This window comes from Brevibacillus brevis, assembly GCF_031583145.1.
Lineage (GTDB): Bacteria > Bacillota > Bacilli > Brevibacillales > Brevibacillaceae > Brevibacillus > Brevibacillus brevis_E.
The window spans coordinates 1,155,570-1,175,139 of the sequence record NZ_CP134050.1; the positions used below are offsets into that span (position 1 = coordinate 1,155,570).

Consider the following 19,570-nt stretch of genomic DNA (forward strand, 5'->3'; position numbering starts at 1 on the left):
GAAATCGCTTGGAAGGGGGCGAGGAACATGAAGAGGTCAGTCGGTGCGAAATTGTTTGCAGCGTTTGCCTGCATGCTGATCGTGATGGCAGCTCTGGGCTGGATGGGCTGGCGGACGGAAGAGCAAATCAACGGCAAGGCCGAGGAGATCAACGGAAGCTGGCTTCCCAAGACGAGCGCCATTTTAAATGTAAAATACGAGACGGAGCATTTCTTTGCGTTGCAGCTTCAGTACGCCATGACAGACGATTTGAGCAAGAAAAACATCGTCAAGGGAGAAGCCGATCAGACGCTTGAGCGGATTCAGCAGCAATTCGATGCGTACGGCTCGTACCCGCAGAGCGAGGAGGAGAAAAAGTACTTTCAATCCCTGAAGGCGTCCTGGTCCAACTATTTGGCATCCTACCAGACGCTCGTGGAGCAGTCGGGGGAAGTGAAAACGGCCGATTTGCTCCGGGAGGCGGACACGATGTTCCAGGTGACGGAAGGATACCTCGACAATCTCGTTCGCCTGAGCGAGGAAGGAGCGGCCAAGGCCACTGCTCAGGCCGCACTCCTGCACGAGACAGGGCGGCGGGATACCGTGATCAGCTTGGCAGCAGCTTTGGGGATCAGCCTGGTTCTGTCCGTCGTGCTGACCCGGCATATCCGGCGGCCGCTGCTAGCAGTTGTAGATACGGTGAAGCTGATCTCCGCAGGCCGGTTAGGGGAAGGAGAGCTCATCGTGAAAAACCGGGACGAGATCGGTGAGCTGGCGGGGCACGTCCATGAGATGCGGGGCAAGCTGCGGGAATTTGCCGTGCAGGTCAATGAAACCGCCCGCCACGTCACGCATTCTTCCGAGCAGGTAAGCGGCCATGCGCAGGAGACGCTATCCGCAAGCAACCAAATCGCGATCGCGATGGAACAAATTTCGGCGGGCTCGCAAGTGACGGTCGCAGGTGCCGAGGAGAGCGCCAAAGCCATGGAAGAGATGGCAGTGGGGATCCAGCGCGTGGCAGAATCGACAGCTTCCCTGGCGGAAAGGTCGGTGCAGGCCGAGCAGGATGCGAGTGGCGGACTGTCGGCGCTGGGGAAAGCGACGGAACAGATGAATGCCATCACCGCTGCCGCGGACGAGTCTGTGACGGCTATCCGGCAGCTGGGCGAAAGCTCGCAGTCGATCCAGCAAATCGTCGAGATGATCACGCAGATTGCTTCCCAGACCAATCTGCTGGCGCTCAATGCGGCAATCGAGGCAGCGCGGGCAGGAGAGCAGGGCAGAGGCTTCGCAGTCGTGGCGGAAGAAGTACGCGGTCTGGCTGAGCGGTCGGATCACTTTGCGAAGCAGATTGCCGACTTGATCCGGCGCGTGCAGGATGAGGCAGAGGAAGCGGCAGCCACGATGCAGAGCATGTCCGGCGACATTCACAGGGGTGCAGCGGTCGTAAAGGAAGCCGAGACGGCCTTCGAGCAAATTGCGCACGGGATGAGCCTGATCGCGAGCGAGGTGCAGGAGGTGTCCGCGGTCGCGGAGGAAATGTCTGCAAGCGTCGAGGAGCTGACCGCCACCTTCGCGCAGACGGCCCATGTGGTAAAAGGAGGCGCGGAGCAGACGCACAGGATCGCCGAGGCGACTCAGATCCAGGTGCAATCGTGCGAGGAAGTGACGGCTTCGACCCGCTCGCTGGAAAAGCAGGCGGAGAAGCTGAAACGGGTAGTCGGCTGGTTTCAGCTGGAGCCGGGGAAAATGGAATAGAGAGGATCGCAATAAGCCCTCAGATGCTTTGAGGGTTTTTTCTTTTTTTCGTTCCTGACCCACTGATCCGAGAGACGAAGAAAGGAAAAGATAGCGTAAGCGAACGAAATCAGCTATAATACTTACAAAAAGTAACTTACTTCACAATCATAAACTGGAGGGTATTCAACATGATGCCATCTCTTTTCATAGCCCATGGTTCTCCCATGCTGGCCATCGAGAACAATTCCTACACCCAGGCGCTGAACCAGCTGCCGAATCTGTTGCCGCGCCGTCCACGGGCCATCGTGATGTTCTCGGCGCACTGGGAGGCGTTTGCACAGGAAGTCGGGACCATGGAGACGTTTCCCACGATCCACGATTTTGGCGGTTTTCCGCGGGAGCTGTACGAGATTCAATATCCGGCAAAAGGCGACCGGGAAATCGCTGAAGAGACGGTGTCCCTGCTCCAGGCGGCAGGCGTTCCCGTCAGCTTGAACACCTCGCGCGGGTTGGACCACGGACATTGGGTCGTGCTGCGCATGATGTACCCGAATGCGGATGTGCCCGTCGTTGCACTTTCCGTAAACCCGAATCTGAAGCCCGAGCAGCAGTACGCGATCGGCAAGGCGCTCAGTCCGCTCCGCGCCAAAGATGTGCTGATCATCGGCAGCGGCAGTACCATCCACAATTTTTCTTATCTGGACATGCGGGAGACGTCCGGCGGTGCGTTTGAATGGTCCCTCGAGTTCGAGGAGTGGCTGAACCGGACACTGACCGCGTGGAACGTCGCAGACCTCGCTGAGTACCGCACGCTTGCCCCACATGCGGACAAAGCCGTTCCCGTATACGGCAGCGAGCACTTCGTTCCGCTCCTTTACGCGATGGGCGCGGCGGACGATCAACCCGTCGCCAAACGTCTGCATATGAGCTTCCGCTACGGCAGCCTGAGCCACACGATTTGGCAGTTCGGAGAGGCGTGAGCGCTGCCTGCCATCTTTTTTTTCGGAAAGCGCGCTGTTTTGTCACAAAATAAAAGCGTCTCTCGTCTTGGAGTTGAAATGCCAAATCGAGCCGAAAGGGAAGATGATCATGAAAGCCAGAATCGATTACCGAAACACCAATCCGCAAGCATACCAAGCCATGCTGCAGCTGGAAAAGCACGTCCAGGAGAGCGGGCTGGACAAAAGCCTGATCGAGCTGATCAAGATTCGCACTTCGCAAATCAACGGCTGCGCGTTTTGCCTGGATATGCATACGAAAGACGCCCGCAAGCTGGGTGAGACGGAACAGCGCATCTACTTGCTCAACGCCTGGCGTGAAGCGACGTTCTACACGGCAGCGGAGCGTGCTGCGCTTGCCCTGACAGAAGCGGTGACCTTGATCTCGACGAGGGGCGTGCCGGAAGAGCTCTACGCAGAGGTACGGGAGCATTTCGACGAGCAGCAGTACGTGGCTTTGCTCATGGCGATCAACACGATCAACGCGTGGAACCGCCTCGCCATCTCGATCGGAATGACGGCGCCTGCTGTGTTTTAAGCGGCGGGCTGAATGTCATTTGGCGGTTCGCATAAGGAAATGCGGGACGTGGGAGGACTTTTCTCTCGGGTTCCGCATTTTTTTGTGCTACAATGAAAACAGGGTGAAAACCCGCCAGTTCATATGAGGAGCGTGCGCAGCATGATTATCCAATTCATTCGCTTGCGATAATGGGCAAATTCTCTCGGGAGAGCTCATTCATTTTTTGATAAAATGGGTGGGTTTATTTGAGTATGACTATTGCCTAGTGTATATCCAATCGAATGAAACGGGGAATGACGCATGCAAAAAGAAACGATTCATCACGTAAACGGTGTGGAAATTTGCGCAGAGAGCTTTGGCGATCCGCGTGATCCGGCGGTTCTGCTGATCATGGGAGCCATGTGCTCGATGGTGTATTGGGATACGGAATTTTGCCAGCTACTGGCTGATACGGGACGCTACGTGATTCGCTACGACAACCGTGACGTCGGGCGCTCGACCTGCTACCAGCCGGGAACCTCCCATTACTCGGTGGCTGATCTGGCGGCTGATGCCGTTGGCGTGCTCGATGCGTACGGGGTCTCGAAAGCGCATCTCGTCGGAATGTCTCTGGGCGGAATGATCGCTCAGGTGATCGCTCTCGAATATCCGCAGCGGGTCGAGACGATCACCCTGATCGCCTCCAGCCTTTACGGCGCGGTAGAGAATCAGTACGACCTGCCGGGCATGGATGAGAGCATTCTCGCTTACCATGCGAATGGGGCGGCATTGGACTGGACGGATGAAGAAGCGGTCGTCCGCTATCTGGTGAAGGGATCGTCCTTGCTGTGCGGTCCCGCTCATACCTTTGAGGAAGAGCGGGTCTACCGGCAAACCCTGGCGGAATTCAGGCGAGCCAACCAACTGCTCAGCATGTTCAACCACGGCTTGCTCCCTAGCCAGGCGATGTATGAAGGAAAGCCGGCGGACATCCGGGTCCCCGTCCTCGTCATTCACGGGACGCATGACACCGTGCTGCCTTTCCCTCATGCCAAGGCGCTCGTCCAGGAAATTCCCGGAGCGCAGCTGCTGACGCTCGAAGGAACCGGCCATGAAATTCATGGCGATGATTGGGAGACGATCATCGAGGCGGTCTTCGCCCATACGAAGTAAGGAAAAGGGAACAACCAAAAGGGTTGCCAGCCGGTATTTTACCGGGGGCAACCCTTTTCTTGTCCAGACAGGAATTTCCAAAATTCCTATCCAGTATAAGGACAACCGCGGCTCCGCCAAAAGGCATGGCGCAGCCGGGTTTTGTAAAAGGACGTACTCATTGCTCAGTCCGGTTTTCCCGATCCTGGGTGACTGTCCTGCCTGGGTAGAAGCGCTTTTCCTCCGGCAGGGGGTTGCCTTTCGCCGTGATGCTGTCGGGGGTAATCCGAAAGACAGCCGTGACGCTGCCCATGGAAGAGCGGTATTTGACGACATGCTGCAAGGAAAGCGGCTCCGGGTAGTAGCCAGGGACGTACTTGTCGAGCATTGCCTGCATGGCATCGCGCATTTCCTCCGGATCGGCGACGCGTTCGATCGTCCCGGACAGAAAGACGCTCATATAAGCAGTGTCTGTATGGGCGGGCACAGGGTCTGCGATGGTGCCGTGCTCTTCGCATACACTGAAGCACACGCGGTTGTTGGCGTCGATCAGCTCTACCTTCCGGCCAGAGTCCGCGCCGTGAAAGTAGATATGTCCATTCCACCAGCAAAAGTTTAGCGGAACGATATAGGGTACGCTGCCGTCAGTCAGGCCGAGATTCCCTACTTTGGCTTTGGACAAAAAGGCGTCGATTTGCTTTTGATCAGTCAATGTCCGTTTGGAATAACGTATCGGAATCATGGGGTCCCCTCCGTTTGACTTGTTCCCTTCAAAATCGGGTAGCCCTATCGTAAGCGGTTTTTGCCATGGTCAAAAGGGGCAATTCTTCTTTACAGGAGCAGGTCAGATGAAAAAAGCCGCCCGAGACATCAAGGGCGGCGGTCCTATTTATCCAAGCTGGCGGTTGGGGTCCATTTTTTTGGTCAGTTGTTCTTCCCCGCGGTGGATCCACCCGACAAATTCGTCTCGAATCTGCAGCTCGTAATCGAGGTAGACGACAGCGACGAACATATAGTGGCTTTTCCCGTGAAAACGCGAGCGGTAGCGCAGGTCGATCCACTTCACTTCATAGCCGAAGGGGCGCTTTGCGGTTTCCACATGCACATGATGGGTAAAAGAGAGGAAGGACTGCACTTTGCTGCTTTTCGCGGCAGCTTTGATCACTTCGTTTTCCGGCTTGATCGCAAACGTGTCAAGGACGACGACATCCCCGGAGTGGACTTCGCCGACGTACCAATGATGCTCAGTCTTGGCGACAAACGTCCATTGCGTCCACGAAATCGTCGGGATGATCGTATACGTGCCGGACTTGCCGATGCGGCTGCGAACCAGCTCAGTCGTGCGCTTCTGCGCCTGGCATCGCCAGTAGTAGTACACCGCGATGATCACGTAAATCCAGAGAAACAGCCTGCCCGGCTCCAGACCTGCAGCCCAGAGCATAAAGCCCACCAGATGGGCGGCAAAGATAAACGGGTCAAAAATGAAAATGGCGTTCAGCGCGACCCATTTGTCGCGAAACGGGTACAACCCCTTGGTTCCATAGGAATTGAACAAGTCGACAAATACGTGCAGGCAGACCGCCAGAAAAATCCAGCCTAACAAGTGAAGCCACGAGGTTTGTGGCATGAATCCCTGTATGAGGGCGAACAATGCACCTGTCCAGAGAAACACGGCGGGGACAGAATGCGATACGCCCCGATGGTTGCGAATGTAAGCTGCGGTGCCGCGGACACGGACAAGTCCGTCCAGATCAGGTGCTTGTGAACCGATGACCGTGCCGATCATGACGGCTTCCGCAAGTCCCGGAGTAGTTGCTACGACAGGATCGAGATAGGCGAGACCGGCCAATCCGAAGCCCATGGCGAAGTGTGTGGCGGTATCCATGGATTCGTCGTACTCCTCCTTTCCTCCCTGGCTGTATACTGTTTATTATAGCGTGCGAAGCAGGAGAATTCCCGCCCCATTTGAAAAAAATTGTGGCCTTGTCCCGGTTTCCTCAAAAAAGTATGATGGGTACAGATTGACCTTGCAGAGGAGGGATCGCACATGCTGACTGTTTTCATGGAATACAAGCTGGAGCCGCAAAAGCGTGAGCAAGCTCTTTCGCAGCTCGCAACGATGCCGGATCGGCTGGCGGCCATGGGCGCTTTTGGCTATCGCTGCCTGGAGGGTGTCGATCAGCCTGGTCTGTTCGTCGAAGCGTTCGAGGTGCCGGGCCTAGAGCAGTACGAGCAAATCAAGGCGTGGCGATTGGCCGATGCAGCTTTTTGCGATTGCGTGACAGGGGGAGCGGCCAAGCTGCACGTTTGGGCGTTTCGCAGTATTGAGCAATAACGACAAAGGAGCAGACAAACCAGAGATGGCAGGAAAAAAATCAAAAGAGTTGTCTTATACATTGCCGGAGCAATTTCACGTCTTCGGCTTCTCGTCCGATTTGCTGGCCTGGTACGATTCGCAAAAGCGCGATTTGCCATGGCGGATCAACCGCGACCCGTACCGGGTGTGGGTGTCGGAAATCATGCTGCAGCAGACGCGGGTGGAGACCGTCAAACCTTATTATGCGAATTTCATGGAGAAATTCCCGACCGTGGGGGCGTTGGCGGAAGCGCCGGAAGAAGATGTGCTCAAAGCGTGGGAAGGCCTGGGCTACTACTCCCGCGCCCGCAACCTGCAAGCAGCGGCTCGCGAGGTGCAGGCGAGGTACGGGGGAGTCGTTCCCGATACGCCGGAGGAAATCTCCACGCTCAAAGGAATTGGCCCGTATACGGCAGGCGCGATCCTCAGCATCGCCTACGAAAAGCCGGAGCCGGCTGTCGACGGCAACGTCATGCGGGTGTTCTCCCGCCTGCTCTACCTGACGGATGACATCGCGAAGCCCGCCACCCGGATCAAGATCGAGCATCTTGTGCGGCAGGTGATCCCGCAGGGGAGGGCGGGCGACTTTAACCAGGCGCTGATGGAGCTCGGTGCGATGGTGTGTGTGCCCCGATCGCCGCAATGCCTGACCTGTCCGGTGTTTGACTACTGCATGGCCCGTCAGGAAGGCGTGCAGGAGGAGCTGCCGGTCAAAGGCAAGGCGAAGCCGCCCCGTCCGGTCCATCTTCAGGTCGGCGTCGTCATGCGCGAAGGTTCTGTATTGATCAACAAGCGTCCGGACACGGGCCTTCTCGCGGGGATGTGGGAATTCCCCATGGTCGAGACGGAGGTCGAGCGGGAGTCGGCCAAGCAGGAAGTCCTGAGCGAAGGACTGCGCGAGAGGTTTGCCGTAGATGTCGAAGTGCTCGAGTCTCTCGGTGAGGTGCAGCATACGTTTTCCCACCTTCAATGGAACATGCAGGTGTGGTCTTGCGACTGGATCGAGGGTGACGATTTGCCTGCGCACGCCCGTTTCGTCCCGGTAGACGAGCTGGACAGCTATACCTTTCCCATAGCCCACCACAAAATTCGCGAGATCATGAAGCACAAAAGCGACCGCTACTAGGCGGTCGCTTTTTGCTTGGGTTGATTACCGGAACCAGAATTCCGGATACTGACAGGCAATCTGGCGCTTTCGCTCTTCCAACTGGGCAATGGCCAATCGCTGTCTGTACTTGGCTTCCCTTTGCTCGGGGGTCCATTTCCGTTTTTCGATCACGATCGTGAAAAATATCATGGGAATGTACATGTTATTTCCCTCCCATCTGTATGGAATTGGTCAGTCAGCCGCCGTCTATCGATTTGACTCCTGTAAATCTCATCATCTGACGCTTTCTTCTGTTATTCATAAAACATCCCTCCTGATTGGTAATGAAGCTGTCGCGATTAGATGCGGCTGATCAGTTGTGCTGCTTCGAATGCATGAGCCTCGGCGCGCTGCTCCAAGTACCGGGAACGTTCGAAAGCGGCGATGCGTTCGGCAGCGGAAGCGTGCTTGCGTTCGATCTTGATGGTGAAGAAAAGAAAGTGGAATACCATGTCAAATCACCTCCCTTCAAAGATTTTGGAAAAAAATGGGTATTGGTTGGCAAAGAAAAGACCGCGGACAATAGCCTGCGGTCTAAAGGGTGCGTAAAGAAAAGCAAAGACCACAAGCTGCAACGCCTGCGGTCTGGTATTTGACGAATAGAAAATGTCGAAGATACGAATGACACACTACGATTCGTTCGTCCAGGAGGCATTGCGATATTCAGTTGTAGCAACAACGGAACGATCTTGGTAGTTATCCATAGCAATAAGCAGCATCATCATTTTATTGCAGCCTCCTTTCTTTCGAGTCGTGGTTTTGGAAATCGTATCCTTAGGATAGGGGAATTCTTCCAAGATGTAAAGCTTTTTTTGACCATTTTCAAAAAGAAAATATATTCAGAAAAATAACCGCGGATCGGAGCCGGCTTGCGGCAAATGGAAGGGAAAAGTGGCCGCTTCACAAGGGAATTCAGCGGGCAAGCCCGTTCGGGTAAAGGGACGGGAAGCAGCGCGTTCAACCTCGCTGCGCGGGTAGCGCGAGCAAAAAGGGAGTTGTATAATAAATTGTTAGTTGCACAGAAAACGAACGTCCGCGATGGTGCTCATCGACGGTGACTTTGCCAACTGACGGACAAGACAAAGTTGTCCAAGTGGTGTACAATAGTGGAAGAAGGTAACGAAGGAGGCAACGTATGCTGATTCGTCCGTTTCGACTCGGTGACTATTCGGCTATTACAAGCATCTGGCGGGAAACCGGTTTGGACAAATCGGACACGGAGTCGTTGAACGATTTGGCCCAACAACTGGCATGGGACAGCGATTTGGTGATGGTTGCAGAAAAAGAAGGCAAGGTTGTAGGGGTCGTGGTAGGCACGATTGATGGGGCTCGCGCCTTTTTTTACCGACTGGCCGTACTGCCAAGCGAACAAGGCAACGGGATTGGCAGGCAGCTCGTGGAAGCGATTGAAAAGCGGTTCAAGCAACGTGGCGTCAATCGCGTCCTGATCATGGTAAATCAGGAAAACCCGGAAGTACTGCCGTTTTATCATTCGCTTGGCTACGAACTACAAAAATATGTTACACTTTCCAAAAAGCTCTCTTCCTAAAGAAAGCGGGTCCCCATTCACATAGAGAAGAGAAGAAAGGGGAGAGTCATGTCGCCGACTCCAGGCTCCAATATCCGCATTGAAAGTTATAAACATGACCATTCGTTGCACCGCATATGGGATAAATCGACGCTGATTCATACCAGTGATGCGGTGGTGATTGGGGGTAACGATCGGGTCAAGGTGACAGAGGCAGACGGACGGGAGTGGCGTACGCGCGAACCGGCTATTTGTACATTTGGCCGAGGCCAGTGGTTCAATACCATTGCCATGATTCGTGACGATGGCATTTACTATTACTGCAACATCGGTTCGCCATTCAGCCTGAAGGGTCAGCTGCTGAGTTACATAGACTACGATCTGGACGTGAAGGTTTATCCTGACATGACGTATTCCATTCTGGATGAAGAGGAGTTTCTGTTGCACAGCAAACAGATGAACTACCCTCCTTTCGTCGTGGAACGAGTGCAGTCTGCTTTGCGAGAAGTATTGGACTGGGTGCGTGCACGTCGCGGGCCGTTTCAAAGTGGTTTTGTTCAACGTTGGTATGACCGATATTTATTAGTACGTGATGATGAGGAATAATCCCTTTCCCGTAAGTCGGGGGAGGGATTTCCTTGTTTGCAAAGGAGCGTAGTGCAATTGAGCATCAGGCGTTATTTGTCTTATGTCCTGCCCTACTGGAAACAGATAGCAGGTACGATCCTGGTCGGTGTTGTCAAGTTTTCCATTCCGCTGCTGTTGCCGCTCTTGATCAAGTACGTCATTGACGACCTGCTGCCGAGTCCCCTTCCTCAAGGGGAAAAGCTGACGAAGCTGTTTTGGCTGATGGCGGGAGCCTTTTTTCTGTTTACGGTCGTCCGCGCTCCCGTCGAGTACATTCGGCAATACTACGCGCAGTGGGTATCGAGCCGCATCCTGTTTGACATTCGCAATCATCTGTTCTCCCATTTGCAGCGCCTTTCCATGCGCTATTACAACAACACGAAGACGGGGGAAGTCATCTCCCGCGTAATCAACGACGTCGAGTCGACCAAGAGCTTTGTGGAGACGGGCCTCATGAATTTGTGGCTGGATTCCATCACGATCGCGCTTTCCCTGGGGATCATGTTTTACATGGATGTGGAGCTGACGATCGTGGCGATCATCGTCTTTCCGCTCTACAGCTTCTCGGTCAAGTATTTCTACAAGCGGCTACGTCAGCTGACCAGGGAACGTTCGGCGGCGCTGGCACGGCTGCAGGGACATCTGTACGAGCGGGTAAACGGCATGCCGCTGATCCGCAGCTTTGCCTTGGAAGAGCACGAGAGCAAGCAGTTTGCGAAGGAAAACAACCATTTTCTCAGCAAGGCGCTTGCCCATACCCGATGGAATGCCAAAACGTTTTCCGTGGTCAACACCGTGACGGACATCGCACCGCTTCTGGTCATCTCGTACGCAGGGTACCAGGTCATTGGCGGTTTGATGAGCGTAGGGACGCTGGTCGCCTTTTACGCCTATCTCGACAGGCTCTACGTCCCGCTGCGCAGGCTGGTGAACTCGTCCACCGTCCTGACCCAGGCGATCGCATCCATGGATCGGATGTTTGAATTTATGGATGAATCGTATGACATCGTGGATCGTCCGGGAGCCCGGGAGCTGCCAGTCGATCCTGTGACGAAAAGAATCCGGGGCGAGGTACGGTTCGAAAACGTGTCGTTCCGCTATCGGGAAGAAGGACCGCTGGTGCTGGACGGTATCAATCTGACCATTGAGCCGGGGGAAACCGTAGCGATCGTCGGCATGTCGGGGGGCGGAAAGTCTTCATTGATCAGCTTGCTGCCCCGTTTTTGGGACGTGACGGAGGGGCGGATCACCATCGACGGCATCGATGTGCGGGATGTGAAGCAGCGCAGTCTGCGCAGCCACATCGGGATGGTGCAGCAGGACAACATCCTGTTTAGCGAGTCGGCCCGGGTCAATATTATGATGGGCAATCCCGATGCGGACGAGGAGGCGGTGATTCGCGCAGCAAAGGCCGCGAACGCCCACGATTTTATCTCGGAGCTGCCGGACGGCTACGATACCGAAATCGGCGAGAGGGGAGTCAAGCTGTCTGGAGGCCAAAAGCAGAGAGTGGCGATTGCCCGAGTATTTCTCCGGGATCCGGGCATTCTGATTTTGGATGAGGCTACTTCGGCGCTCGACCTGGAGTCGGAGCATATGATCCAGGAATCGCTGGCCCTTCTGACCAAGGACAGAACGACGATCATCGTCGCCCATCGCCTGTCGACCATTACCCATGCGGACAAAATCGTCGTGATGAAGGAAGGGCGGATCGTCGAGCAGGGCCGGCACGAAGAGCTCTTGGAACGAAAGGGAGTGTACCATAGCCTGTGGAGCGTACAAGATTTGGGAAGTGCGACTTTGCAGGAGCAAGGTTTGGCAGACTAGAGGGAAAGCGTCTTGCTCCCGCCATCTGCTTCGGCGGAAGCAAGGCAGGGTGAAGGGAGGAGCTCACGATGGAGGAATGGCGGCGAAATTTGTACGTACTGTGCGGCTCCCTGTTCGTCGTCATGGTGGCGATGAGCATGATCATGCCTTTCTTGCCGCTCTATATCCAGCAAGACTTCGGGATTACAGACGAACATCAGGTGACGACCTGGGCAGGGCTTATTTTTGGAGCGAACTTCCTGACGGCCGGTCTGGTTTCTCCCATCTGGGGCAATCTGGCCGACAAGTACGGGCGGAAGATCATGATTTTGCGTTCGGGCTACTTCATGTCGATTACCGTAGCGCTCACCGGTTTTGCCGGGAGTCTCTGGCAGCTGCTGGCGTTGCGCCTGATCAACGGATTGGTGGGAGGGATCATTCCCGCCAGTACGGCCCTTGTCGCGTCCTCGGTGCCCAAGGAGCGGATCGGCTGGGCGCAGGGGATGCTTCAATCGTTCGTGACGGCAGGGACGATCATGGGGCCGTTGTTTGGCGGCGTTTTGGCCGGGCGGATCGGTTTTCGCATGATTTTTGTCATCACAGGCTGCCTGCTCTTGCTTGCGACGCTGGTCATTACGTTTACGGTAAAAGAGAACTTTGTCCCACCAGAGAAAAAGGACCGGTCGAGCCTGCGGGAAGACTTTCAGATGATCTTCTCGTCCAAGGAGCTGCCGGCGCTCTTTTTTGTAACCGTGATGATCCAGTTCGCCCTGTTCAGCATCGTACCGGTGCTGCCGATCTACATCTCCAATCTGCTGGGCTCGGATTTGAGCAGGGTGGCTTTGTGGTCGGGGATCGTCCAGGCAGCCATGGGCGTGGCAAACGTGTTTGCCGCACCTCGTCTGGGTCAGCTCGGCGACCGGTTCGGATCGCAAAAAGTGCTGTTGTTCGCCTTGCTCGCCTCCGCGATCATCTTTATCCCCCAAGGCTTCGTCGGGACGGTTTGGCAGCTGGTCATCCTTCGCTTTATTCTGGGACTCACCCTGGGCGGGTTGCTGCCGTCGGTCAATGCTCTCTTGCGCAGAGCGACGCCGAACCACATGGTCAGCCGCGTATACGGCTACAACCAGAGCTTCGTCAGCATCGGCAGCATGCTCGGTCCCATGATCGGCGGCTACATAGCGGGCTACGTCGGAATCGAGGGCGTCTTTTTCATGACCAGCGCGTTCCTTTTGATCAATGCCGGCTGGGTGTACTACACGTTTTTCCGGAATCAATCTGTACAGGGACGCAGCGGTTGACGTATAATAAAAGGAAATTTTCGGGAATGAGGTGTACCTCCATTGTGACCCTTTGTCGGTTTTAACCCCTTTTCTCATGAGGATAGAGAGAGTCCAAAACCGACAGGAGGTACCTTTTGTGTGGAATAAAAGGTTTATTTGCCTCTGGGGTGGTCAGACGCTGGCCAACCTGGGGGATGTTTTTTATATTGTCGCGTTTATTTCTGCCATTTACGCGGTGACCGCATCCGCGATGTACACGGCATTGGTTCCGGTCGTCATCCTGACGGCACAGTCAGTTGGCGGATTGTTGGCGCCCCTCCTGTTTCGACGGCTTTCCGTGCCGCGCATGCTGGTGTTTTCCCAGGGCGTCAAAACCGTCCTGCTCGCGGTCGCGGCGACGGCGCTGCCTGTTGCTTCCTCGGCGGGAGAGCGTGCCGTGCCGGTTTTGCTCGGGCTCGGGGCGGCGATTGCCTTTATGGACGGATGGGCCAATCCCGCCAGGAATGCGCTCGTTCCGCAAGTGGTGGCACGAGCGGAGCTGATGCGGGCGAACGGCCTCTTGGCGGCATCGGATCAAACGGTTTTCTTTGTCGGATGGGCAGCAGGAGGACTGCTCGTCGCGACACTGGGAGCCGATCGTGTATGCTGGGGCACAGTACTGGCATACGTGGTTGCGACAGCAGCGATGCTTGGTGTCGGTCCGATGGGCAGGAGCGAAGCAATGCAATCGCAGGAGGAGAAGCAGGGCGAAACAAATTGGCTGACAGGCTGGAGAGTGATTCGCGATACACCCAAGCTGCGCCTGATCGTCGCGCTAGACGTGCTGATCGGACTGTCCGGCGCGGTCTGGATCGCGGCGATCATGCTGCCGTTCGTCAATGAAGTGCTGGGGAAAGGCGAAGAGTGGTGGGGATACATCAACGCGGGTTACATGCTCGGCTCCATAGTCGGCAGCGCCCTGCTTCTGGCCAATGCCCGCAGGCTCAGTCACAGCCTTCCGCGCTGGATCGTCGTCGGCACGCTCGGCTCAGGGCTGATCACGCTTTGCTTTGGCAGCAGCACGCATCCCTGGGCGGCGTTGTTCTTTTCCTTCGCGCTGGGGCCCCTGTATGAAATGCAGATGATTGCCAAGCAGACGCTCCTGCAGCAAGCGGTGGTCAAGGAAAGACTTCCGTACGTCTTGTCGGCAAAAAGCACTGTGGATTCGCTGGTCTTCGGCTCGTCCGCACTGGTGATGGGTGCGGCAGCGGAATGGCTGGGGACGAGGGAGGTCTACTTTCTGTCGGCCGGGGTGCTCGGAGTTGCCGTCCTGCTGGCGATGAGACTGTTCCGGTATCGACCAGTGATGATTGAAGAAACGGAGTGAGTGCAATGAGCATCCTCGTATTGCAAGGCAGCTCGAGAGAAGAAGGGAATACGGAGCTGCTGACACGGCTCGTGCTGGAAGGTGTGCCGCACACCAGCATTCGCCTGCGGGAAAAAAACATTCGGGCCATCTGCGATCAGCGGCATGACCCGGACGGCTTCGCTGCGGTGGACGACGATTACGACGGAGTGATCGAGGCGGTGCTGGCCCATGATGTCATTCTGTTTGCGACCCCGATCTACTGGTACGGGATGTCGGGCCATATGAAAAACTTCGTGGATCGCTGGTCCCAGACGCTGCGCGACAAGCGGTACAGCTTCAAGCAAGCCATGGCCGGAAAGCAGGCGTATGTGATCGCAGTCGGGGGAGATGAACCGAGGTTGAAAGGACTGCCGCTCATCCAGCAGTTCCAGTATATTTTCGGCTTCGTCGGAATGACTTACGCCGGCTACCTCCTCGGAGAAGGCAACAAGCCCGGGGATGTGCTCGGGGATGGGCATGCAGTGGCACAGGCCAAATTGATGAACGAAGTCCTAAAGTCCAAGCAATAAGCAAAGCGGCCGTTTCCCTGTACGCCAAGGGGGAACGGCCGCTTGTCTTTCGATTGTACCGCTACCAGCTTATCAGCTGTAACGGTGTGCTGCTCCTTCTTCCCTTACCTGAAGCTCCCCATTTGCCACGAGATATTGCAAATAGGCATTCGTCTCTCCCAGATCAATCCATTGCTGAAACTCGCTTCGCTTGGTGGGAAACAAGTCCAAAGAGATTTCATAGGCGCTTTTTCCGTGCCCGGCATAAGAACGTACAGCATCCAGTCGTCCCTCAAAATGCCGGATCAGCTCGGTGATCCGTACCTGTGCATCATAAAATACAGGGCCATGTCCGGGGAGCACAGCGGCAATTTCCAGAGTCTGCATGCTCTTTAGCGTCTCCAGGTAGGTCTTCAGCGGATTGGGATCGCCGTAGCCGTGATAGGAAATATACGGGATGGTTTCCCGTGTGAAGTGGTCGCCAGAGAGGAGCAGTTTGTGCTGCTTTTCGTAAAAACAGATGTGTCCTCGCGTATGACCGGGCATATGAATCGCCTCGAACTGCAGCTCGCCGATATGAAAGCGATTTCCATTTTCGATTCGCTGCAAATCGGTGGGGAAGGGAGAGACGGGTCCAACAAATGCCGTAGGATTTTCCTGCAATCGCAAGACCATTTCTTCCGACAAGCCGCTGGAACGGTAAAACGTGTGAAACTCCTCGGTTGTCCAAGCGAAATGGGCCAGCTCCCGTTCCTGATCGCTAAGGTAAATGGGAGCACCCGTCCATTCCTGCATGACGCCGGCAAAGCCAAAATGGTCCGCATGATGATGGGTGAGCAAAATGCGATCCACATCCCGCCTCGGGTCAATCTTGTACATGGCAAAGGCAGCCTCCCACGCTTTTCGCGTACCGTCTGTCCCGAGTCCTGTGTCTACGATGACCCATTTTCCTTCCCGTTTTCCCAGATAGCAATGGACACTGTCATTCCAGAAAGGCAGCGGTATTGAAACCTGGTACAGACCAAACTGCTCCATATTCTCTTCCCTCCAGCCCATGCGATTTGGTTATTTCAGCGATTGCAGGAAAGCTGCCGTCAAGCGCTCCATCCCGATTTTGATTTTTTCCGGGCTGGAATGCGTAAAGTTCAGACGAAGCGTATTCTGCTGCGGACTCTCTACGTAGAACGGAGCTCCCGGAATGTAAGCGACACCGTGCTCCAGTATTTTGGAGAGCAGCTCTGTCGTGTTGATGCTTTCATGCACCTTCGCCCAGAGGAACATCCCGCCTTTGGGCTCATTCCAGGAAACCAGGTCTCCATCCAGCGTCTTCAGGTAATCCTGCATCACGACCATATGCTGATAATAGTGCTTGCTGAGCATCCGGATGTGTGCGTCCAGGTCCATCTCGGTCATCAAGTAATAGAGGGCTTGCTGATTGAGCGGGCTGGACATCAGGTCGGCAGCTTCCTTGATTTGGGACATGAGGGCCAGCACGGGAGCAGGACCTGTCACCCAGCCGATTCGCAGCGACGGAACGACGGTCTTGGAAAAAGAGCCGGTGTAGACGACCTGGGACCTTTGCTCATCCAGCGCAGCGATCGGGGTATAGGTTTCATCCGCATGGAATTGGATGTCGCCGTACGGGTCATCTTCCAGGATGAGCGTGTTGTACTTGTAGGCCAGTTCAAGCAAGGCCCGGCGGCGCTCCAGACTCCATACCTTCCCTTCCGGATTGGAGAATGTGGGAACGACATAGATGAACTTCGGCTGATACTGCTTCAGCTTTTTCTCCAGGTCTTCCGGATCCATCCCATCTTTGTCGCCGATCACCCCGACGACTTTTGCCTCATAGGATTCGAAAGCCTGTACGGCAGCCAAAAAAGTCGGGTTTTCGGTGAGAACGACATCGTTCGGGGAGAGCATGATGCGACTGAACAAGTCGATCGCTTGCTGCGACCCCGTCGTCAGCAGGATTTCTTCGGGTCTCGCGGCAATCCCCTTGGACTTCACCCGTTCGCTGATCAATTCCCGCAGCGGCATGAAGCCGGGAGTCATCCCGTATTGCAGGCTTCCCTTCCCCGATTCGAAGACCTTCTCAAACGCCCGTTTTAGTTCTTCATGCGGAAAGTAGTCGTCAAACGGATTCCCGCCGGCAAACGAAATGACACCCGCTCCCTTTTTTTGAATCAAGCCGCCAATCTCGCGAATCGCAGACGTTTTAAACATTTTGGTGCGGTCAGCAAAACGATAGCTCATACACCAGTCTCCTCCCTTTTTATAATAATCAGAATGTTATCTCCCTCAATCGACATAAATATGACTTGTTGTCATTAATATAAAATAAATATGACATGACGTCAATTAAAAAACTCCTGTATAATGTCAGGAAGGAAAATGCACGGAAAAGGGGATAGAACGTGAGCAAAACAACGGATCATATAGATGGCAGGAATTTGCGTTCCATCAATACGCGGAAGAAATTACTGGAAGCCGGCCATGATATATTCGTCGAATACGGATTTCAAAAAGCCACCATCACGCAGATCATCAAACGGGCAAAGACAGGGTACGGTACAGCCTATATCCACTTTACCGGCAAGGATGAGCTGTTGATCGTCCTGATGGAAGACGTGATGAAGCGCTTTTACGAGATCGCGGAAATGCACTTTGAACCAGCCTCAAAAGAAGAGGCGATCGCCATGATTACGAATCAGGCCCGCTTGTTTTTGGAAAACGCCATCGAAGAGCAAGCGATCATGAAGGTTTTCGCGGAAGCCATCCGGTTTTCCGACATCGCGCATCAAAAATGGAACGAAATCCGGGAACGATTCATTGAGAAAATCTCTAATGACGTCGCTTACTCCCAGGAAAAGGGGCTTGCCCGAAAGGACTTGAACCACGATTTGGTAGCCCGCAACTGGTTTGCCCTCAATGAGACGCACCTGTGGGATCTGGTGAACAACAGCAACAAGCACTCGGTTCAGGAGATTGTCCGGAACATTACGACACTCTACACAAGCGCACTCTATCTTTCCTGATCGGCTGTGTACGGCTGCCTCTTTGCATGAAAAAGAGCTTTTCGCTCCTTCTGAACCGAAGCGAAAAGCTCTTTTTGCTGTTGGCTGGCGAATTTACTGGAAGTGGTTGTTGTTGGTGCTGCGCTGGGTGCGGCTCGCATTTTTCTTTTTCCATATCCCGTACGCGATAAGGAGGAAGAGCAGCCAGGGAATCCCGAATTGCAGCATCATTCGAAACGGAGTGAACCAGGTCGATACGATCAGACTGAGCAAAAGCACGGCGCCGAGTATCGTCAAATAGGGAAAGCCGAGCATTTTGACCGGAAGCTTGCGACCCCCGCTTTTTTCCCACTGCCTGCGGAAAAACAGATGAGAGATAAAGATCATGAGCCAGGTGAAGATCGAACCGAACATGGAAATGCCCATCATGAACGCATAGGAGGAATCCGGAAGCAGTGCATTCACGCCTGCCGCCACGAAGATCCCGAGGGTGGAAATCACTAGGGCCCAGGCCGGGATGCCCTTATTGCTCAGCTTTCCGAGAAACGCGGGCGCATGCCCTCCGAGAGACAGGGAATACATCATGCGCGTGGACGCGTAAAGCTGGCTGTTCATCGATGACAATGCAGCCGTCAGAACGATAAAGTTCATAATCCCCGAAGCGCCGGGAATATTGAGTATTTCCATGACTTTCACAAACGGGCTCTTGTCCACACCGGCCGATTGCCACGGCACGATCATCAGCATGATCGCCATGGTCAATACATAAAACGACGAGAGGCGAAAAACGGTTGCCTTCAATGCTTTTGGCACCGCGACATCCGGTTCCTTTGCTTCCCCGGCCGTCACTGCAATCTGCTCTGTGCCGAGGAAGCTAAATAAGGAGATAAAGACAGCCACCCAGACGCCCCACCAGCCGAATGGCATGAACTGGTCAGAACTGGCAAAATTTTCTGAACCAGACAACGACGACTCATGGCCCCCGATCAAGACGTATGCACCCATAATAATAAATAACACAATAGCACTTACTTTAATCATGGAGAACCAATACTCAAAGGTCGCAAACGTGTGTACGTTGGTCGAATTAACGTAGATCAACACGGCAGCGAAAAACAAAATCCACACAATTCCCGGCACAGTCGGGAACCAGAAATTCATGTACACAGCAATGGCGCTCACTTCCACGCCCACAGCCAGCACGTTCGCGATCCAGTACGAATAGCGCACAAGAAAACCTGCGCCAGGGCTGATGTATTTTTCAGCAATCGTTCCGAATGCGCCAGAGGTAGGATGGGCTACCGTCATCTCGGCCAGACAGCCCATCAAGAGCAGCACGATGAACGCCCCGAGCGCATAGCTGATCAAAACACCCGGTCCCGCCGTCCCGATGGCCAGACCGCTTCCCAAAAACAATCCTGTCCCGATGGCACAGCCCATCGCCATCATCGTCAGCTGGCCTGTCCGAAGCTCGCGCTTCAGGCCTGTCTCCTTTTCGAATTTCCCCATGTGTCATCACCCTATTCAACCGATTTCATTCTG

General features: G+C 54.8%; 20 protein-coding genes. 13 read left to right on the forward strand and 7 right to left on the reverse strand.

From position 1 onward, the window contains the following. Positions 1-27: 27 nt before the first annotated feature. The 4 genes from RGB73_RS05895 (at position 28) to mle (ending at position 4,389) form a co-directional block, all read left to right on the forward strand. The gene (locus RGB73_RS05895; RefSeq protein ID WP_310770019.1) at positions 28-1,737 is read left to right on the forward strand and encodes a methyl-accepting chemotaxis protein; all 1,710 of its coding nucleotides are present in this window, start codon (positions 28-30) and stop codon (positions 1,735-1,737) included. 170 nt (positions 1,738-1,907) lie between these two features. Continuing rightward, a complete protein-coding gene (locus tag RGB73_RS05900; RefSeq protein ID WP_310770022.1) occupies positions 1,908-2,699 on the forward strand; it encodes a dioxygenase family protein in 792 nt (263 codons plus the stop codon). A gap of 109 nt (positions 2,700-2,808) precedes the next feature. Further along, positions 2,809-3,255 carry a carboxymuconolactone decarboxylase family protein gene (locus RGB73_RS05905; RefSeq protein ID WP_310770024.1) on the forward strand — a complete coding sequence of 149 codons (447 nt, stop codon included), beginning with the start codon at positions 2,809-2,811 and terminating at the stop codon, positions 3,253-3,255. A 282-nt stretch (positions 3,256-3,537) separates the two neighbouring features. Then, positions 3,538-4,389 carry an alpha/beta fold macrolide esterase gene (gene mle / locus RGB73_RS05910; RefSeq protein WP_310770026.1) on the forward strand — a complete coding sequence of 284 codons (852 nt, stop codon included), beginning with the start codon at positions 3,538-3,540 and terminating at the stop codon, positions 4,387-4,389. A gap of 157 nt (positions 4,390-4,546) precedes the next feature. Here mle and RGB73_RS05915 read toward each other — a convergent pair whose 3' ends face one another. Together RGB73_RS05915 and RGB73_RS05920 are read right to left on the reverse strand one after the other, a co-directional pair. Then, positions 4,547-5,110 (reverse strand): pyridoxamine 5'-phosphate oxidase family protein, encoded by a 564-nt coding sequence (locus RGB73_RS05915; protein ID WP_310770028.1) that lies wholly within the window; start codon positions 5,108-5,110, stop codon positions 4,547-4,549. A 147-nt stretch (positions 5,111-5,257) separates the two neighbouring features. Then, on the reverse strand, positions 5,258-6,253 hold the full coding sequence (locus RGB73_RS05920) for a metal-dependent hydrolase (RefSeq protein ID WP_310770029.1): 996 nt from the start codon (positions 6,251-6,253) through the stop codon (positions 5,258-5,260). A 162-nt stretch (positions 6,254-6,415) separates the two neighbouring features. On the opposite strand from RGB73_RS05920, the gene RGB73_RS05925 reads away from it, so the two are divergent. Both RGB73_RS05925 and mutY read left to right on the forward strand, forming a co-directional pair. After that, the gene (locus tag RGB73_RS05925; RefSeq protein WP_310770031.1) at positions 6,416-6,703 is read left to right on the forward strand and encodes a hypothetical protein; all 288 of its coding nucleotides are present in this window, start codon (positions 6,416-6,418) and stop codon (positions 6,701-6,703) included. A gap of 25 nt (positions 6,704-6,728) precedes the next feature. After that, positions 6,729-7,850, forward strand: coding sequence for an A/G-specific adenine glycosylase (mutY, locus tag RGB73_RS05930; protein ID WP_310770033.1), 1,122 nt, complete (start codon positions 6,729-6,731; stop codon positions 7,848-7,850). A 24-nt stretch (positions 7,851-7,874) separates the two neighbouring features. On the opposite strand, the gene RGB73_RS05935 is transcribed toward mutY, so the two are convergent. Then, a complete protein-coding gene (locus RGB73_RS05935; protein WP_310770035.1) occupies positions 7,875-8,033 on the reverse strand; it encodes a YrzI family small protein in 159 nt (52 codons plus the stop codon). Positions 8,034-8,170: 137 nt separating this feature from the next. After that, on the reverse strand, positions 8,171-8,323 hold the full coding sequence (locus RGB73_RS05940) for a hypothetical protein (RefSeq protein WP_310770037.1): 153 nt from the start codon (positions 8,321-8,323) through the stop codon (positions 8,171-8,173). Positions 8,324-9,006: 683 nt separating this feature from the next. On the opposite strand from RGB73_RS05940, the gene RGB73_RS05945 reads away from it, so the two are divergent. The 6 genes from RGB73_RS05945 (at position 9,007) to RGB73_RS05970 (ending at position 15,032) form a co-directional block, all read left to right on the forward strand. Continuing rightward, on the forward strand, positions 9,007-9,420 hold the full coding sequence (locus tag RGB73_RS05945) for a GNAT family N-acetyltransferase (protein WP_310770039.1): 414 nt from the start codon (positions 9,007-9,009) through the stop codon (positions 9,418-9,420). 48 nt (positions 9,421-9,468) lie between these two features. Beyond that, positions 9,469-10,005 carry a DUF402 domain-containing protein gene (locus RGB73_RS05950; RefSeq protein WP_310770041.1) on the forward strand — a complete coding sequence of 179 codons (537 nt, stop codon included), beginning with the start codon at positions 9,469-9,471 and terminating at the stop codon, positions 10,003-10,005. Between the two features lie 57 nt (positions 10,006-10,062). Continuing rightward, complete coding sequence (locus RGB73_RS05955) at positions 10,063-11,853, forward strand: ABC transporter ATP-binding protein (protein WP_310774157.1); 1,791 nt, start codon at positions 10,063-10,065, stop codon at positions 11,851-11,853. 68 nt (positions 11,854-11,921) lie between these two features. After that, positions 11,922-13,133: an MFS transporter gene (locus RGB73_RS05960; RefSeq protein ID WP_310770043.1), complete on the forward strand. Its 1,212-nt coding sequence runs from the start codon at positions 11,922-11,924 to the stop codon at positions 13,131-13,133. Positions 13,134-13,251: 118 nt separating this feature from the next. Then, the gene (locus RGB73_RS05965; protein WP_310770045.1) at positions 13,252-14,481 is read left to right on the forward strand and encodes an MFS transporter; all 1,230 of its coding nucleotides are present in this window, start codon (positions 13,252-13,254) and stop codon (positions 14,479-14,481) included. A gap of 5 nt (positions 14,482-14,486) precedes the next feature. After that, a complete protein-coding gene (locus RGB73_RS05970) occupies positions 14,487-15,032 on the forward strand; it encodes a flavodoxin family protein (RefSeq protein WP_310770047.1) in 546 nt (181 codons plus the stop codon). A gap of 72 nt (positions 15,033-15,104) precedes the next feature. On the opposite strand, the gene RGB73_RS05975 is transcribed toward RGB73_RS05970, so the two are convergent. Together RGB73_RS05975 and RGB73_RS05980 are read right to left on the reverse strand one after the other, a co-directional pair. Beyond that, the gene (locus RGB73_RS05975; protein ID WP_310770049.1) at positions 15,105-16,046 is read right to left on the reverse strand and encodes an MBL fold metallo-hydrolase; all 942 of its coding nucleotides are present in this window, start codon (positions 16,044-16,046) and stop codon (positions 15,105-15,107) included. A gap of 30 nt (positions 16,047-16,076) precedes the next feature. After that, positions 16,077-17,267 carry an aminotransferase-like domain-containing protein gene (locus RGB73_RS05980; protein ID WP_310770051.1) on the reverse strand — a complete coding sequence of 397 codons (1,191 nt, stop codon included), beginning with the start codon at positions 17,265-17,267 and terminating at the stop codon, positions 16,077-16,079. Positions 17,268-17,428: 161 nt separating this feature from the next. Between RGB73_RS05980 and RGB73_RS05985 the strand changes: the two genes are divergently transcribed. Further along, positions 17,429-18,049, forward strand: coding sequence for a TetR/AcrR family transcriptional regulator (locus RGB73_RS05985; RefSeq protein ID WP_310770053.1), 621 nt, complete (start codon positions 17,429-17,431; stop codon positions 18,047-18,049). 93 nt (positions 18,050-18,142) lie between these two features. Here the strand turns inward: RGB73_RS05985 and RGB73_RS05990 are convergent, their stop codons facing one another. Then, complete coding sequence (locus RGB73_RS05990) at positions 18,143-19,537, reverse strand: amino acid permease (protein WP_310770055.1); 1,395 nt, start codon at positions 19,535-19,537, stop codon at positions 18,143-18,145. Positions 19,538-19,570: the final 33 nt, after the last annotated feature.